Consider the following 16,692-nt stretch of genomic DNA (forward strand, 5'->3'; position numbering starts at 1 on the left):
AGTAACTCCGCATAGGGGCGCAGCAGTCTGCGCCCGAGAGAAAAATTATGCTGTGGCAATCAACGAATCTAGTTCATCTTTTACCGACTGTACCTGAGGGCCGATCACCACCTGCAGGTTATGTTCGTTAAGACGGATAATACCGATAGCACGGTTGGCTTTTAGTGCTGCGTCATCCACTTTGTTGATGTCGTTGACAGACATGCGCAGGCGAGTAATACAGTTATCTAATGAAACAATATTTTCTTTGCCTCCTAGCGCAGCAAGGATAGCGGGCACGTTGTAGCCTGATTTTCCCACCGAGCCAATCGGGGCAGTTTGTGTTGCCACCGCTTCATTCTCACGGCCTGGCGTCTTGATGTTAAAATGCTGGATGGAAAAGCGGAAAATTGCATAGTAAACCGCGAACCAAATTGCCGCGACTACGGGTACTAGGTACCACTTGGTTGCCGTACCGTGCAGGATACCGAATACCACGAAATCGATGATGTTGCCGTCAGTATTGCCGATCGTGACCCCCAATAGGGCCATGACAGTGAAGCCTAGGCCGGTAAGGATGGCATGGATCAGGTATAAAAATGGGGCAACAAATAGGAACAGGAATTCAATAGGTTCAGTCGTACCACCAACAACGCAAGCAACGACACCAGAAATCAGCAACCCCTTAATTTTATGACGATTCTCTGGTTTTGCGCAGTGGTACATGGCCAGTGCAGCACCGGGTAGACCACCAAGGAAGGAGGGCATTTTACCCTGTGACAGGAAGCGTGTTGCGCTTTCAGCAAAGCCGTGAGTCGTTGGGCAAGAGAGTTGGGCCTGAAAAATTGTCAGTGCACCGCTGACTTCACGGCCACAAACGTCGAGTGTGCCGCCTGCTTCGGTAAAACGAATGAGGGCGACCAGAATGTGGTGCAGACCGAATGGCAACAGCAAACGCTCACCGGAACCAAAGATCATTGGCCCAAATATACCTGCACCGTTTATCATACGGCCCAGACCGTTGATACCGGCAGCAAACCATGGCCAGATCAACGGGATAAGCAGACCACACAGCCCAAGAACTACCGTAGTGACGATAGGGACAAAGCGGGTACCGCCAAAGAAAGCCAATGCATCTGGCAGACGGATAGTGTTGAAACGTTCATGCAGTAGGTAAACGATAATACCTACGATCACTGCGCCAAGTATCCCCGTATCAATCGATTGAATTCCGAGAATGTTCTGTATGTTGTTGGCTTTCAGTACCAGCGCGTCGGTGGTTGGAAGTATACCAGCGGTTGTCAGATAGAAGTTGGTTGCCAGGTTAAGTACGGCAAAACCCACAAAACCCGAAAAAGCGGCCACGCCTTTGTTGTCACGCGCCATACCTAATGGGATGGCGATAGCGAACATCACCGGCAGAAAGCTGAAGGCAAAAGAACCGATTTTACTCATCCAGGTGAAAAGCAACTGAAATGCGGGATGGCCGATAAACGGTAGCAGAGTAATAACATCCCGACTACTCAGTGAACTGCCGATCCCCAGCATGATCCCGCAGAATGAAAGCAGTGCGACAGGCAACATGAATGTTTTGCCTAAGCTTTGGAAAAACTCCCAAAGCGTGATTTTTTGTTTTTTAGCAGCTGGCATAACTGACGACTCCTGGCGAAAAAGCTTGCAATGTTTTTGGCATCTGATTTAGGTAAAAACAAGATAAAACGTTTTACCAAGCAAAAATGAGCCATCAATCACAATTTAGAATCACGCTTTGCAGCGACAATACAAAGGCAGGTAAAACGTTTTACTCTACAAGGCATTCGATATGTGCCATCGGGACGTTGCTTTACAGAGGTTATGACGATTAAAAAAATCACTATTACTGATGTTGCGCAATTGGCAGGCGTATCCGTGACCACCGTTTCTTTGGTTTTGAGCGGTAAAGGTCGCATTTCTCACTCCACCATGACGCGTGTAAATCATGCGATTGAACAACTCGGCTATGTTCGCAATCGCCAGGCAGCAACGTTGCGTGGAGGAGAATCCGGCGTCATCGGTCTTATATTGCGTGATATTTGCGAACCTTTTTATGCTGAAATGACTGCTGGTCTCAGTGAGATACTGGAAACCCACGGTAAAGTGTTGTTCCTTACCCAGAGTGGACGCGATGGCAAAGGACTTATGCGCTGTTTTGATACGTTATTGGAGCACGGTGTTGACGGTATGGTACTTGCCAGTGGTGTACGTTCTGTGCCCCATCTGAAAGAGAAAGCCGCAGAGCAGGGAGTTCCGCTTGTGTGTGCCGCACGTTCGAGCGGATTAGAGGGGGTGGATGTTGTTCGCCCAGATAATATGCAGGCAGCGAAAATGGCTACCGAATTACTTATTAAACGGGGACACAGTCAGATCGCTTACCTAGGCGGATACAGTGACTCTCTGACTCGTGCGGAAAGATTAGGGGGATTCTGTGCCACGCTGGTGCAATATGGGCTGCCGTTCCGTTCTGAATGGATCGTTGAATGTGATTGCCATCAGAAAACTTCCGCAGAAGCTGCAGAAAATCTATTAAGGCAGCACCCAAATATCAGCGCACTTATGTGCCATAAAGCCTCTGTCGCTTTGGGGGCCTACTTTGGTATCGTACGCAGCGGGCGCAGCATTGGTTCTGAAGGAATGGATAGTTTTTATGGTCAACAGGTCGCGCTGATAGGTTTTGGCGATGTACCTGAGGCCGAATTGACAGAACCTCCGTTGACCTTTATTTCCAGTTCTGCTCGCGACGTTGGCCGTAGTGCGGCTTCCAGGCTGTTGCAGCGTATCGGCGATGATACACTATCGCCGCAGAATGTAATCTTGCCACCGACTCTTATCAAGAGGGGATCTGCATGAGCATTTCATGGAGCATGCAAGAGACCAGGTGTTTTTAACACCAGCCCCTGTAATATCTCCTGGATGCTGATCTTTATGCCATAGGTAAAGTGGACGACGGTTCAATGCCCATTGAAACTTTCCATCTTTACGTTCAATTTTTCCTAAACCTGGGGATCTTGAGCTCTCACCTGTGACCAACAGTGGAAGCCAAGCTTTGGCACACTCGTCATAGCAGCTAGATTGACCTTCCTTGTCGCTATCAAAGTGGTAAAGCGTCATACCTTGGCTATTGGTGTAAACTTGGCCTAATGACGTCTCTTTTATTGAGATATCAGAAGCAAAGGCTGAAAATGCCATGAAGCCGATAAGTACTGGAATAAAAAGAACTCTCATCATTATTTACTTCTTTGAGTGTTTAATTTCTCTGATAGAGACGTTTGATGCGCGGTTCTGGATGCACTCAAAGAAAAATATTTTTATCACTTACTGGAATTGCATTTTTTGGTAAGGGGTTATTGAGCATCTAAGGTATGTAGTCTAGAGGTCACAAACTAACGACAGAATGAATGACAGTCTGAGATTGTGAGTCGTTTGTGGATTTGTAGATAGCGTGGTGGGAGGACGGCTTGCTGTTGGACATTCTCAATGGTTCGAGAAATACAGAGGCTCATTATTGTTTGAGCCTCTGGGATGTTTTATTGGCCTAAAACTAATTAGCCTGGCTTACCTAGTGAGCAGCGGCTTCATCCGGCTGCTCGGATTTTGGTGCTTCGGCGGGTTGTTCTACTTGTGGAGCTTGATCCGGCTGCTCGGATTTTGGTGCTTCGGCGGGTTGTTCTACTTGTGGAGCTTGATCCGGCTGCTCGGATTTTGGTGCTTCGGCGGGTTGCTCTGCTTGTGGAGCTTGATCCGGCTGCTCGGATTTTGGTGCTTCGGCGGGTTGCTCTGCTTGTGGAGCTTGATCCGGCTGCTCGGATTTTGGTGCTTCGGCGGGTTGCTCTGCTTGTGGAGCTTGATCCGGCTGCTCGGATTTTGGTGTTTCGCCGGGTTGCTCTACTTGTGGAGCTTCATCTGGCTGCTCGGATTTTGGTGTTTCGCCAGAATTTTCTGGTGGTGTAACTTCATCTGGTTGTTCTGATTGCAGGTAGTCATCTCCTTCATCACCTGCTATACCAAACAGCCCAGTGAATGCAGGTAAGGACATTTTCTTACCATTGAGCTCAATCTGATTATCTGCATAATGGAAGCTGTTGCTGATGATATCGTCTTTTAGTGTGATGAGCTGGAGTGCTTGTCCTAATGTAGCCAACTGCTGCAGTTGCATCTGTGCCATTTTTTGTGCATCTGCTTCACTATGCCCTTGCAGTTTTGCTGTTTGCGCCATGGCTTCTGCAGCCATTGATACTGGAATTTTCAGGTTTGCATCAATTTTCTTCACGAAGCGAACGAGTGGTTGTTCAGATGTTTCTGCTGTCGTGCTGGCCTGAGCCGGATCAAGGAAATCAATACTGAGCGTAAACGAACTTTCGCCTTTGCTGTTTTGCCAACTGAGCGGCGCAATACTTAGACTTGGGTTGCCTTTCAGCAGTAGTGGCAAGTTCTTTAACAGCAAGGCTGCTGATTGCTGCTGATAGTCTTCCGGTGACAGCATTTCTCCATGCTGCAACAAGGCCATTGTTTGCTGATTGTAGCGTTCGCTAAACTCTTTCACTCCTTTGTCATCTAGATTGTTGATCTTCAGCAGCAGTTTACCAGAGCCAAAATTGTTCCCCTGAATCTTAATGGCATCTAGCGCGTAATTGATTTGCCCATCCAGTTTGCTGTCCTGCTCATCGAATTGGGTAGCCAGCTTTATGCCTTCCATCGACAAGGTTTCTTTTCCATCGATACTGACATTCAACTGCTTAAGGTTAACAGCTTGCTCGCCTAGGCTCAGATTGAACTGATTCTGATGTGTATTGCCTGTTAGCATCAGCCCTTGGAGTCTTATCTGGCCGATCTGACCGAACTGATTTGGTGCACTGATGATGGTGCTGTCGTTGGTGACATCTAGTACGGTTGTTTTCATATCACGGCCAACGTCGGCATTAATTTTAGCGCCGCTGAACCTCAGTGAGTTTTTGTCTCCCCTGAACTCAACCGGGATTACATCAATCGTTGTTGCAGTGTCACCGCTGAAGGCAATGCGTGTTTCAGCAGAAAACAGCGATTGTCCTTTGGTTATTTCAAACAGTGTTTTGAGTCTTGGCGTGTTTTCCAGTTTAGAATGAACCGAGGCCAAGCTCGGGAGTAGATAGAGTTTTTTTAACTGGGCTACAGGAAATGGGCCATGACTGATCGTTTCAAGAAAAGCGATTTCTTCACCTGGTTTCAACTGGGCGTTATCCGTTGGGACGGAGTCATCAGCGCGTAAAACATAACGAGCCTGGCTACTGAACAGCCCTCGCTGGTAGTTTTCAAAACTTAGTTTTATCCCAGCGTTTGGCAGGTAAGACTTCAGTTCGCTGTTTGCGATTTCGACCATTTCCCCCATCCGCTGCTCTATCAACTTGCCGGTGTACCAGGAAGCTCCGGTCCATGCAGCACCGAGAACAACAATGATGCTGGCAGCGACTAACGATTTTTTCATAGTTCTGTTCATCCTTTTTTAAGCCATCTAGATAAATAAGATGGATGGGCAAGTTGTGACTGTAAAAAAGCCCGTAGGCGTTTTATTGTGGCGGTAACCGGTAAACTTTGGCAACTTATTTGCCAAAGTTTACCGGGAGTTAAGACAAATTATTATAAACGCGGGCAATACGACCACTGCCAGTCACGTTAACTGGGGACTCAAAGGCAGCAATAAAGCAGGATTCACCGGGTGTTAGCGTTACCTGTTGGCCCAGTTTTTCCAGGGTAGCAGCACCGTCTACGCAGAACACGATAGCGGCACTATTCTGGTTGAGTGGCTGAGTCGTAGCGGAAAGATCGTGTAAGGAGAAAGCGAAATCATCAACGGGAATAGGGAAGAACAACTCATTGCCACGTTTTTCTGGCTGAGTCAGTAAGCCTGACGCGGGTTGCGGGCGAAACTGCAGATTGGCAAGCAACTCAGGAATATCAATGAATTTTGGCGTTAAGCCAGCACGCAATACGTTATCCGAGTTAGCCATCACTTCAAGCGCTACGCCATTCAAGTAAGCATGCGGTGTTTCGGCATACAAGAACATGGCTTCACCGGGAGCCAGTTTGACAACATTAAGTAACAGAGGAGAGAACAATCCGTTATCGTCGGGATAAAAACGGGCGATAAAACGAATCGTCTCCCACGGCTCTCCATGTTGATTGTTTAACGCGGCTTTTAAAACACCAAGGGCTCGGGTCTTCTGCTCGCCGCTCATGCCCAGCAGACTGGCAAATAGGGTCGCTAGGTGGGCGGTATCGGGTTGTTGGAGAAAAGTAGCGATATCATGATGTGCACCTGAAATAGGCTGCAGCAAAGAAACGATATCTGAAAGCTCGCGGAAGCCATTCATAGCCAGAAAAGGCGTCAAGGCAAAAACCAGCTCCGGTTTATGATTGGGATCTTTATAGTTGCGTTCAGCGGCATCCAGAGGAATACCTGCGACATTCTCTTTGGCAAAACCTGACTCGGCGGCGGTTTTACTTGGGTGAACTTGAATGGATAGTGGTTGTTCCGCACACAGTACTTTAAACAGGAAAGGTAATTCACCAAAACGCTGTGCTACATTGGCACCCAGCTGTTTTGGTTGGTCTGTATCAATCATGTCACGCAGTGATTGCAGATTTCCTGCGGCATCCTCAACTTGTGAACTGCTTTTAGGGTGTGCCCCCATCCACAACTCCGCCATAGGCTTACCTGCTGGATTGGCAATGTCATAAAGTCGGGTTAACGCATCAAAACTGCCCCATGCGTAATTTTGTATGGTATTGACCATTTTTTGCATGATTAATGTCCTGCTTACTCGAGAAAATTGCGCTAAGTAAACAATGCGAGGCAAGCACATGCAAGTCGCGATGTCTAAAAATGCGCATAATTCAGAGTGGTAATGCGAATAATTACTATCTCACTATACTAAGGGCTTACCAACGGGTTTTTGCTCATTGGTATTTCTTCACTTTCAGTGATTGTGCAAAGGAGGTTGTGATGGCAGGTATTCGTATTGAAAAAGACTCAATGGGTCCCATTGAAGTTCCTAGCAATCGGCTTTGGGGCGCGCAAACGCAACGTTCGTTAGAACACTTCCATATTTCTTCAGAGAAAATGCCCAGCACACTGATCCATGCGTTGGCGTTAACCAAGCGTGCGGCTGCCAGTGTCAATATGGACTTGGGATTACTGCCTGCCGAACGTGGGAGCGCTATTATTCAGGCAGCAGATGAAGTGTTGGCAGATAAACACTCTGGGGAGTTTCCTCTGTCTATTTGGCAAACTGGTTCTGGTACTCAGACCAATATGAATATGAATGAGGTATTGGCAAACCGCGCTAGCGAATTATTGGGTGGTGTGCGAGGGGAGGGGCGGAAAATACATCCTAATGATGATGTCAACAAAAGCCAAAGCTCGAACGACGTTTTCCCCACTGCGATGCATGTTGCAGCTGTGATCGCTGTGCGTGAACATCTGATCCCTGAACTGAAGAATTTGCATAGCACAATGAATGCTAAGGCTGAAGCTTTCCACGATGTTGTCAAAATAGGTCGTACGCATTTACAGGATGCAACGCCATTGACACTCGGCCAGGAGATTTCTGGCTGGGCTGCGATGCTGAAATATAATCTTAAGCACATCGAAAACAGCTTAGCGCATATCTGTGAATTGGCATTGGGGGGAACAGCGGTCGGTACCGGGCTAAATACTCACCCAGAATATGCCTTACGCGTAGCCCAAAAGTTGGCAGAACTGACAGCACAGCCTTTCGTTACAGCACCTAACAAATTTGAAGCTCTGGCAACCTGCGACGCCCTGGTGCATGGGCACGGGGCACTGAAAGGGTTGGCTGCTTCGTTGATGAAAATTGCCAATGATGTACGTTGGTTGGCCTCTGGCCCTCGCTGTGGGATCGGTGAAATCGCGATCCCGGAAAACGAGCCTGGAAGTTCAATTATGCCAGGGAAGGTCAACCCCACACAGTGTGAGGCAATGACCATGCTTTGTGCTCAGGTGTTAGGTAACGATGTGTCTGTGAATATTGGTGGTGCATCCGGTAATTTTGAATTGAACGTGTTTCGCCCGATGGTAATCCACAATTATCTGCAGTCGGTGCGACTATTGGCTGATGGCATGCGTAGTTTCAATGAGCACTGTGCTGTTGGGATTGAACCGAATCGCGAACGCATCAGCCAACTGCTCAACGAATCTCTGATGCTGGTGACGGCGCTGAATACTCACATTGGTTATGATAAAGCCGCTGAGATTGCCAAAAAGGCCCACAAAGAAGGGATAACGCTAAAAGCTTCGGCCTTAATGCTGGGTTACCTTACGGAGCAACAGTTTGATGAGTGGGTGCGGCCAGAAGATATGGTCGGCAGTATGGAAAAATGAACATACTTCAATATTATCGGTAACTGTCGGCTGATGAGTATGCCTTTCATGAGTTAAAGATTGTGAACGCGGTTTGATTACGGTCCAAAATCATCACTTTGGACCGTAATTCGAATTATTTAGAGTCTAAGGGACTGCCTAGCCTAGATACAGATGAAGGCGTTTTACTACCAAGCGTAGAGGCTTTGCGTCCGGTTTGTATTTGTGTTTGATTTTTGTGGCATCGTAATTGAGCAAATCACCAATTTTGGGTACTTGCGCCCCAAAATCTTGCTGACATAGTGCGATCAAGGGCAATGGGCAGGGGTGTTGTACCTGTTTCTGTTGCGGCTGATACCACACGCGAGCGATCGGTTGTACTTTTACCGGCCGTTTGATTTTCAACACGGCATTTTGCGGCAAACGGCTAATGTCGTTCCATTCTCTGCTCACCAATTCGGCCCACTGTTCGCTACTGTATGGTGGGACAGAACGCCCGGCTTTGATGCTTTTCTCCAACTGAGCAAGAATATCGTCGCGTTTTACATTCTTGATAATGTTTTTGTTTGCCCAGCCGAAGCGAACGGAGTCTGGGTTGGTGAGCAGGGTGATCGAACGATATGCGCTAAGTGTGATCAACCCTCTCAAGTGGTTGTGTACAAAGTCAAAGCGCTGTTCAGGTGCCAGCCCTGATTCTATGGTAATAATCTGTTCCAACTCTGCTTTCAGGCGATTTATCTGTGCAATGAGTTGCTGTATAGCGAGATACTCCGTCTGCTCAACGGCGAGACAAATCACGCCGGGTAATCGGACGGCCGCTTTGCTGCTGACATGTTGTGGGCTATGGTGGATAAACAACCGCTGATAATGCTCTAGTGCTAAATCACGAGCTGCCTGACCAACATGTTGTTCTACTTGGATCTGTTCGACAGCGTTGTGTTCCTGACCTTTTTCGATTTCAGGCAGACTGAATACACGAGCAGCCAGCAAACGTAGTGGCTGAATTTGCTGGTGGAGTAAGGAAAGCAACTGCTCTAATTCGGCAAAACGTAAGTTCATTCGACCAATAAGGTCATACCTATCCATAATCACCTCATTTTTAGTTACAACATACATTTGTTATAGAATAATAAAAAGTGAAAACTTCAGCCACCGAATCATTTTTAATACCCAGCAAGCAAAGCTTTATAGGGAAAAATCCATCTACGGTATATAAGGATAAATTGTCAAAAGCTAATAGCTTCAGGGAGTTTTTTCAAAAAATAGGCAACGAGTAGAGCTAAAAGCAACATGAAGCTGATAAAGAACACTACGCCGCTCCAGCCAATAATGTGCCAGAACACACCACCTAATGTACCTGCAACACTAGAACCAACGTAATAACAGAACAGATAAAGAGAGGAGGCCTGCCCCTTGGCTCGGCGTGCTCGCCGACCAATCCAACTGCTGGCGACCGAATGTGAAGCAAAGAAACCCGCGGTAAATAACATCATTCCTAAAAAAATTATTGATAGTGGCGCCAAGGCGGTTATAAGTATCCCGATCAGCATAATAAGAATCGAAACCTGCAATACAGGGCCACGACCAAACCGAGATGTCAGTGCACCGGCCTTCGGCGAACTATATGAGCCGGTAAGGTAAACGACCGATAACAAACCAACAATCGCTTGGCTTAGTTGGTAAGGGCTATCTAGTAAACGGTAACCAATGTAATTAAACATAGTGACAAAACTTCCCATTAGCAGGAAGCCTTCAGCAAACAACAGCGGTAATCCCTTATCATGCCAGTGTAATTTGAAGTTAATTAACAACGTGCGCGGGCGCAATGAACTGGCTCGAAAATGTTTGGAGGCGGGAAGAATACGCCAGAACATACAGGCAGCGGCCAGAGCAAACAGCCCAATCACTGCCAGCGAGACCCGCCAAGAGAAAAAATCACTGATTACACCCGTCACTAGGCGTCCACTCATTCCACCAATTGAGTTGCCACTGATATACAACCCCATCGAAAAGGCAACGAAACTAGGATGGATCTCCTCACTGAGATAGGTCATGCCAACCGCTGCAACCCCACTTAATGAAAGTCCAATTAATGCCCGCATTAGCAATATACCGTGCCAACTGCTCATGAAAGAACATATTAGTGTGCAGATTGCTGCCAACAACAAAGCCACTACCATCACCGATTTACGTCCAATCGCATCGGATAATGGGCCAGTAAACATCAAGCCAATGGCCAACAGCCCGGTGGAAAAAGAGAGAGAAAGGCTACTTTCGGCTGGAGATATGCCAAAGTCTTGAGAAAGAACCGGCAATATAGGTTGTACGCAGTAAAGTAGAGCAAATGTCGCAAGCCCGGCAGAGAATAAAGCCAACGTGACGCGCATGAATTGGGGAGTACCGCGTTCGATATAGGGGAGTTTACTTAACGTTGAACGTTGCGTCTTTGGCTCGCTATTTGCAGAGAGTACTGACGGTTCACTAGCTGCAAAACGCGAAGGGGTTGTCACAGTATTTCCTTACCGGATGGGAGAGGCTAAAAATCATCTTAAGCCTCTGATGATAAGAAGAGGGTGGCTTTTTGTCTAGGCTGTATCTCTTGATTGACCTGCCAGCATTAATATTCTCAGGGGGTTCTTTCCGAGAAAAATCTATCACAATCACTAAAAATTTTATGAACGCTGCAACCAACACATTAGTCATCGTCAAAAAAAGCACGGATCTGATGTTTTTTCGGCTGACAATTCATTAGGTTGTGCTATGAATCACATAATGAATCAAATAGTTGACGCTTAATTCCAAAAAACTCACGATACCCTTAGTCTTCATTTAGATACGTGAAAAATATTAGGAGTAGGTTTGTGATCGCAGAAGGGCAACCCGGGCATATTGAGCAAATCAAGCAGACAAATGCAGGGGCAGTTTATCGTCTAATCGATTCCCTTGGGCCAATTTCCCGTATTGAATTGTCCAAGCAGGCACAACTTGCACCTGCCAGTATCACCAAAATTGTGCGTGAATTGCTTGACGCACACTTGGTCAAAGAAACTGAATTTCAAGAAGTCGGCAGCCGTGGTCGTCCAGCCGTAGGTTTGGTGCTGGATACCGAAGCCTGGCACTACCTATCTGTCCGTATCAGCCGCGGTACAATCACATTAGCGTTGCGCGAGCTCAGCAGCAAAATGGTAGTTGAAGAACTCTTGCCACTGGGGGCTGAACATCCCGAACCGTTGCTGCAACGCATTTTGGGCGAGATAGATCGTTTCTTCATACGCCACCAAAGTAAACTAGAGCGATTAACGGCAATCGCCATCACCTTGCCCGGTATGGTTGATACCTCTACTGGTGTTGTTCACCAGATGCCATTTTACAAGGTGAACAAGATGGCGTTAGGACCGACACTTGAAAAATTGACAGGACTGCCTGTTTATTTACAGCATGACATCAGTGCTTGGACAATGGCCGAAGCCCTGTATGGGGCATCACGTGGTAGCCAGAACGTGATCCAGGTCGTGATTGACCAAAATGTCGGCGCTGGTGTCATCATCAATGGGCGTGTATTGCATGCTGGCAGCAGCGTAGTGGAAATAGGACACACCCAAGTGGATCCTTTTGGTAAACGTTGTTATTGCGGTAATCAAGGCTGCTTGGAAACGGTTGCCAGTATAGAAAACATTCTAGACATCGCTCAGCATCGACTAGGAGGGACTATGACATCTCTGTTACATCATGCCCCTTTGACTGTAGAGTCTCTTTGCGATGCGGCTTTGGCAGGAGACCCATTAGCTAAGGATATCATTCTTGGTGTGGGTCATAGCGTCGGGCGCATTGTGGCGATAATGGTCAATATCTTTAATCCTGATAAAATATTGGTTGGCTCACCACTTAATCGCGCTGCTGAAATTCTCCATCCGACCATCTTCGCTTGTATACAACAACAATCCTTACCTGCTTACAGTAAAAATGTCAAAGTTGAACCTACGCAGTTTTTCAATCACGGTACCATGCCGGGTGCTGCATTGGTCAAAGATGCGCTGTATAACGGTTCGTTATTAGTAAAATTGCTGCAAGGTTAATTTCTACCCAAGTGATTTAATGTTAAGCGGCAAAATGTATCTAAACAACGTGCTCAGTCTGACTGGTGCATCTGCAACGGGCAATGTGATGGAGATAAGCTCTTTATATCAGAAATTCTTATTATTTAGCGACAAAAGATTGAGCTATCTCAAGCTGCTACTAATTAGCATCCCCTAGACTTTTCCTTGTTTAACCATTCTCGCTGTACTCAATAGCGGTTCTTTTGTTAATGAAGTATCTCAGGGCGATTTACTCATGTTAAAACGTTTATTTGTTACAAGCACGGATACCGACGTGGGTAAGACCGTTGTTTCCCGCGGATTATTGCAGGCATTTGCCGCACAAGGTCTTTCAGTTGCAGGCTATAAGCCTATTGCCGCGAGTTGCTTGGAAACCAGTGTAGGCATTCGGAATAGAGATGCTTTGGTTTTGCAGGGATCTTCTACACTGCCGTTGTCATACGAAGAAGTAAATCCAATTACCTGCCTGGATGAGACGTTCTATGCAAATACCGCCCAAGACATTGACTATGGTCTAATGAGTCGAGGGTTGGAACATCTTGCTAGCAGGGCAGATACTGTCGTGGTTGAAGGTAGCGATGGTTGGCGTGTGCTGATGAACGATCTCCGACCCTACGCAGAGTGGGTGGTGCAAGAACAGTTACCGATTATTTTGGTGGTGGGTATCAAGTTAGGTTGTGTCAGTCATGCGATCTTGACTGTGCAATCGATAATTAATGATGGCTTACCATTATTGGGCTGGGTGGCAAACCGCATCAATCCTGGAATGCCTCATTATGCAGAGACTATCAGTGTCTTACAGCAGCGCATTCCAGCGCCATTATTAGGCGAAATCCCTTATCTGCCGCGTGCTGAACAGCGCGAACTCGCACAATATCTGGATATATCCAGCCTGATGAAGTACTAGAAATTGCCAGTGGTGCCGTCGCAGACCCAAAAGCCCGGGCCTCTGTTCAAGTCCAACAACGCAGAGAACGAGCATGTGGGATGCGACCCGCTGGGCCGGAGCTATTTGCGCGCATTGTTGCGTTATTCGCCGCTTATTGGGTCCACCAAACTTCACCGCTCACGCCTTGCTCCGTGCACATAAGTTGCAACGTGTCGATGCTGGTTTACCGGCATTATTGTTGACGATGATTGTGCAACGATACATTTGTCGCCTCTGTTATCTGGGCATATAAACATACAGGGGTAGGTGAGATGTGACAATGTCACAATTTGGTCGAATAATGCTTTCTAACCCAAGATAAACAAAGAACAAATTTTGACAAGTCACAGAGCATTAGCTGGCTGTTATACTTGGTAAAATTTTAAGAAAATGGCTTTCGATAACCTAATGACCGATAACGTTTCTTATGCCCCAGTTCCCCACCGCCCTCTGATCTTAACCGCCTGTATGCTGGCAATGTTTATGTCTGCTGTTGAAGCGACCATTGTGGCTACGGCTATGCCAACCATTATCGGCGATCTTGGCGGTTTTTCTCTGTTAGGGTGGGTATTCTCTGTCTACCTATTAGCACAGGCTATCACCATACCTATATATGGACGGTTGGCAGATTTATATGGGCGAAAACGCATTTTTTTCTTTGGTGCTACTTTGTTTCTACTTGGTTCTATCTTGTGCGGTTTCTCGCACAATATGTACTGGTTGATCGGTTTTCGCCTGCTTCAGGGCCTTGGCGCTGGAGCAATCATGCCAATTGCCACCACCATTATCGGCGATATTTACAGTTCAACCGAACGGCCAAAAGTAATGGGCTACATTTCCAGCGTTTGGGGTTTTTCCGCAATTATTGGCCCATTACTTGGCGCATTTATTGTGCAACATCTGCCGTGGGCATTGGTTTTTTGGGTAAATTTGCCGATTGGTTTGCTAGCTATGCTTTTCCTAGGGCGTTATTTGCCTGCTCACCAAAAAGTTTGCAAGCACGTATTAGATCTCGCAGGTACAGCCTGGTTGACGATTTTTGTCGCTGCTTTGCTACTTGCGCTGTTACAGGCAGAAATATTCGGTATATGGGTGATCCCACTGCTAACCTTGGCATTAATTTCCTTAATACTGTTGGTTCGCCAGGAGCGTCGCGCACCTGAGCCATTATTTCCTCTGGCATTGTGGCAAAACCGCGTGATCGTGGCGGGTAATATTGGCGGGATTGCCATAGGAGCAGCAATGATGGGCATCAGCGCCTTTGTGCCAACTTTTATTCAAGCTGTTAAGGGGGGAACTCCGCTTGAGGCAGGTACTACACTGGCACTTATGTCGATCGGCTGGCCGTTGGCCAGCACGCTGAGTAGTCGTTTGATGCTGTTGACCTCTTATCGTACCACTGCATTGTTTGGTGCGTTGCTGTTGGTTGTTGGCGGGTTGATCTTGCTGCTATTGCAGTCTTCTGGTGGCCTGTTGTGGGGGCGAGTGGCTGCCTTTATGGTTGGGGCTGGTATGGGGTTATGTAACACTACGTTTTTGGTTTCGGTACAAAATGCGGCACATTTCAGCATTCGAGGTATAGCTACAGCCTGTACGGTATTTACCAGAATGGTAGGCTCAGCAATAGGTACTGCGATACTGGGGGCAACGCTTAATATCAACCTGCAAATGCGTTTGCCGCAAATTGACGATCCTCTACAATTACTGATGGATCCTGCGGTACGTAAAGCGATGCCGACAAATATATTAACGGATATTACCGAGCAAGTTGCCGTTTCATTGCACTGGGTATTTCTGATTTCAGCATTGATATCGTTGTTTGCACTGGCTGCAGCCATGCTGATCCCGGCACGTCATCGGCCACAAAACGAGGATGAAGAAGCTGAAAAGGCGTAGGTTAAAAATAAACAGAGGAGGGCGCGCCGCGACGCGCGCGCAAACAGATTATTGCGTGTTTTTTGTATCTTGACTGGTAACGGATTGAGCTACTATGACATTTACATCGCTATTGTTTTAAGCGAGTGTAAACAATTTTATGCGTATCTTGTTCGCAATGACCAACAACCTGCCCACCCGCTTGATTGGCCTTATCGTTTGGCACAATGTCTAATTTAAAGCCAGACTCTGGAACGCCGTTGTTAACAATTTTTTGTGTAATGTCAGTCTTCACACTCTCACATGAGGCAAAAGCGGCCAGTGGAGCGACAGTCAGAAACAGAACACCTACTAGAAGCGCTTTTTTCATCATTCAATCCTTATTTGAGATAGCAGCTTTAATGGGAATGGTTTAAGCTTATTTATCGATTACAAGTTGATCCGGTGCCCAGTTTTGCGATCAATGCATTTGCGGGTGCTTTGTTCCCAATAAGCATTCACGTTATTAATGTCATTACACTGTTCTTCATCGTCAATGGCCCGATCTTGCTTGTCAAATTCTTTCTCAGTGCGAGTATTTACCTTTTTACGCAAAGACTTGGTCTCATCCCACTGTTCTTTACTTTCGCGAGCTTGCTCTTTGCTCATTGCTGCGCCACCACTGCCATCAACGGTTACACAGGTACTGCCTTCGGTACAGGTAGCCGCAAACAGAGGGACCTGCCAGGCTCCTGCGAAAATCAGCATAGTAACCGGTAGCATCCTGCGTAGCGCTTGTTGAATAGAAGATAATTTCATTGTTTCACCCTAATAAATTAGTGTTGCCCTGTTCAGCAGCACCAGCTGTTAATGTGGTCAAATATATCATCGTGATCCTGCCAGACGCCAGCACGCAGCTACATTCGTTTAATTTACAGAGAGATTGTATCGGTAATGTTAAAAATTACGTTGTTGTTCTTTGCCACTGCATTGGCTGAAATTGTCGGCTGCTTTTTACCTTATCTATGGTTAAAGAAAAGCGGCAGTATCTGGTTACTATTGCCCGCAGCCGCCAGCCTGATGATGTTTGTCTGGCTACTGACGCTACATCCTGCAGCCAGTGGGCGTGTCTATGCTGCCTACGGTGGTGTGTATGTGGCAACTGCCTTGCTATGGCTACGGATAGTCGATGGCGTGAGACTTTCTTCAATGGACTGGTTAGGAGCGGGTATAGCATTACTGGGCATGCTGATCATTGTTTCTGGTTGGCGAACAGCCTAAATAGGTGTCCTTAATACCGCTACACATCATGCTGCCGGCAGGTGGGAATGATGAGGAACGGCGACACGCCGTGAACCCTTCCTTGGGGCTCGTATCGCGCATCCCTGCGCTCAACGGTCATCACCCCCACCTGTTCACTATTATGCACAGCCTAACAAACA

General features: G+C 47.0%; 13 protein-coding genes and 1 pseudogene. 6 read left to right on the forward strand and 8 right to left on the reverse strand.

The window, feature by feature from the left end:
- Nucleotides 1–45: 45 nt before the first annotated feature.
- Nucleotides 46–1,629: a maltose/glucose-specific PTS transporter subunit IIBC gene (malX, locus tag OK023_RS08205; protein ID WP_317696775.1), complete on the reverse strand. Its 1,584-nt coding sequence runs from the start codon at nt 1,627–1,629 to the stop codon at nt 46–48.
- Between the two features lie 204 nt (nt 1,630–1,833).
- Between malX and OK023_RS08210 the strand changes: the two genes are divergently transcribed.
- On the forward strand, nt 1,834–2,865 hold the full coding sequence (locus tag OK023_RS08210) for a Mal regulon transcriptional regulator MalI (protein WP_317696778.1): 1,032 nt from the start codon (nt 1,834–1,836) through the stop codon (nt 2,863–2,865).
- Here the strand turns inward: OK023_RS08210 and OK023_RS08215 are convergent.
- From OK023_RS08215 to manA, 3 genes and pseudogenes are all read right to left on the reverse strand, one after another.
- Nucleotides 2,809–3,243 (reverse strand): hypothetical protein, encoded by a 435-nt coding sequence (locus OK023_RS08215; protein ID WP_317696780.1) that lies wholly within the window; start codon nt 3,241–3,243, stop codon nt 2,809–2,811. The two genes, OK023_RS08210 and OK023_RS08215, sit on opposite strands and share 57 nt — an antisense overlap.
- Nucleotides 3,244–3,955: 712 nt before the next feature.
- Nucleotides 3,956–5,476 (reverse strand): annotated as a pseudogene (locus OK023_RS08220) (YdgA family protein); the annotation flags it as partial.
- Nucleotides 5,477–5,615: 139 nt separating this feature from the next.
- Nucleotides 5,616–6,794 (reverse strand): mannose-6-phosphate isomerase, encoded by a 1,179-nt coding sequence (gene manA / locus OK023_RS08225; protein WP_317696785.1) that lies wholly within the window; start codon nt 6,792–6,794, stop codon nt 5,616–5,618.
- A 200-nt stretch (nt 6,795–6,994) separates the two neighbouring features.
- Here manA and fumC point away from each other — a divergent pair, with 200 nt between their 5' ends.
- Nucleotides 6,995–8,392 carry a class II fumarate hydratase gene (gene fumC / locus OK023_RS08230; protein ID WP_317696787.1) on the forward strand — a complete coding sequence of 466 codons (1,398 nt, stop codon included), beginning with the start codon at nt 6,995–6,997 and terminating at the stop codon, nt 8,390–8,392.
- A gap of 138 nt (nt 8,393–8,530) precedes the next feature.
- On the opposite strand, the gene tus is transcribed toward fumC, so the two are convergent.
- Nucleotides 8,531–9,457, reverse strand: coding sequence for a DNA replication terminus site-binding protein (tus, locus tag OK023_RS08235; protein WP_317696790.1), 927 nt, complete (start codon nt 9,455–9,457; stop codon nt 8,531–8,533).
- Between the two features lie 140 nt (nt 9,458–9,597).
- Nucleotides 9,598–10,881: an MFS transporter gene (locus OK023_RS08240; RefSeq protein ID WP_317696793.1), complete on the reverse strand. Its 1,284-nt coding sequence runs from the start codon at nt 10,879–10,881 to the stop codon at nt 9,598–9,600.
- A 351-nt stretch (nt 10,882–11,232) separates the two neighbouring features.
- Between OK023_RS08240 and OK023_RS08245 the strand changes: the two genes are divergently transcribed.
- The 3 genes from OK023_RS08245 to OK023_RS08255 all read left to right on the forward strand — a co-directional run bounded on the left by OK023_RS08245 (nt 11,233) and on the right by OK023_RS08255 (nt 15,292).
- The gene (locus OK023_RS08245; RefSeq protein WP_317696796.1) at nt 11,233–12,447 is read left to right on the forward strand and encodes an ROK family transcriptional regulator; all 1,215 of its coding nucleotides are present in this window, start codon (nt 11,233–11,235) and stop codon (nt 12,445–12,447) included.
- A 256-nt stretch (nt 12,448–12,703) separates the two neighbouring features.
- A complete protein-coding gene (gene bioD, locus OK023_RS08250) occupies nt 12,704–13,375 on the forward strand; it encodes a dethiobiotin synthase (RefSeq protein WP_317696799.1) in 672 nt (223 codons plus the stop codon).
- A gap of 429 nt (nt 13,376–13,804) precedes the next feature.
- Nucleotides 13,805–15,292 (forward strand): MDR family MFS transporter, encoded by a 1,488-nt coding sequence (locus tag OK023_RS08255; RefSeq protein ID WP_317697571.1) that lies wholly within the window; start codon nt 13,805–13,807, stop codon nt 15,290–15,292.
- 109 nt (nt 15,293–15,401) lie between these two features.
- On the opposite strand, the gene OK023_RS08260 is transcribed toward OK023_RS08255, so the two are convergent.
- Both OK023_RS08260 and OK023_RS08265 read right to left on the reverse strand, forming a co-directional pair.
- A complete protein-coding gene (locus OK023_RS08260) occupies nt 15,402–15,641 on the reverse strand; it encodes a DUF1161 domain-containing protein (protein ID WP_317697573.1) in 240 nt (79 codons plus the stop codon).
- A 59-nt stretch (nt 15,642–15,700) separates the two neighbouring features.
- The gene (locus OK023_RS08265) at nt 15,701–16,069 is read right to left on the reverse strand and encodes a DUF1283 family protein (RefSeq protein ID WP_411569396.1); all 369 of its coding nucleotides are present in this window, start codon (nt 16,067–16,069) and stop codon (nt 15,701–15,703) included.
- A gap of 135 nt (nt 16,070–16,204) precedes the next feature.
- Between OK023_RS08265 and OK023_RS08270 the strand changes: the two genes are divergently transcribed.
- On the forward strand, nt 16,205–16,531 hold the full coding sequence (locus OK023_RS08270) for a YnfA family protein (RefSeq protein WP_317696802.1): 327 nt from the start codon (nt 16,205–16,207) through the stop codon (nt 16,529–16,531).
- Nucleotides 16,532–16,692: the final 161 nt, after the last annotated feature.

It is taken from the genome of Serratia sp. UGAL515B_01, assembly GCF_033095805.1.
Classification (GTDB): Bacteria; Pseudomonadota; Gammaproteobacteria; order Enterobacterales; family Enterobacteriaceae; genus Chania.

Excerpts from the sequence above, each read along its gene's own strand:
- malX (WP_317696775.1), bottom strand. The coding sequence starts at position 1,629 with ATGCCAGCTGCTAAAAAACAAAAAATCACGCTTTGGGAGTTTTTCCAA.
- manA (WP_317696785.1), bottom strand. The coding sequence starts at position 6,794 with ATGCAAAAAATGGTCAATACCATACAAAATTACGCATGGGGCAGTTTT.
- OK023_RS08215 (WP_317696780.1), bottom strand. The coding sequence starts at position 3,243 with ATGATGAGAGTTCTTTTTATTCCAGTACTTATCGGCTTCATGGCATTT.
- OK023_RS08210 (WP_317696778.1), top strand. The coding sequence starts at position 1,834 with ATGACGATTAAAAAAATCACTATTACTGATGTTGCGCAATTGGCAGGC.
- OK023_RS08260 (WP_317697573.1), bottom strand. The coding sequence starts at position 15,641 with ATGAAAAAAGCGCTTCTAGTAGGTGTTCTGTTTCTGACTGTCGCTCCA.
- fumC (WP_317696787.1), top strand. The coding sequence starts at position 6,995 with ATGGCAGGTATTCGTATTGAAAAAGACTCAATGGGTCCCATTGAAGTT.
- OK023_RS08265 (WP_411569396.1), bottom strand. The coding sequence starts at position 16,069 with ATGAAATTATCTTCTATTCAACAAGCGCTACGCAGGATGCTACCGGTT.
- tus (WP_317696790.1), bottom strand. The coding sequence starts at position 9,457 with ATGGATAGGTATGACCTTATTGGTCGAATGAACTTACGTTTTGCCGAA.
- bioD (WP_317696799.1), top strand. The coding sequence starts at position 12,704 with ATGTTAAAACGTTTATTTGTTACAAGCACGGATACCGACGTGGGTAAG.
- OK023_RS08255 (WP_317697571.1), top strand. The coding sequence starts at position 13,805 with ATGACCGATAACGTTTCTTATGCCCCAGTTCCCCACCGCCCTCTGATC.
- OK023_RS08270 (WP_317696802.1), top strand. The coding sequence starts at position 16,205 with ATGTTAAAAATTACGTTGTTGTTCTTTGCCACTGCATTGGCTGAAATT.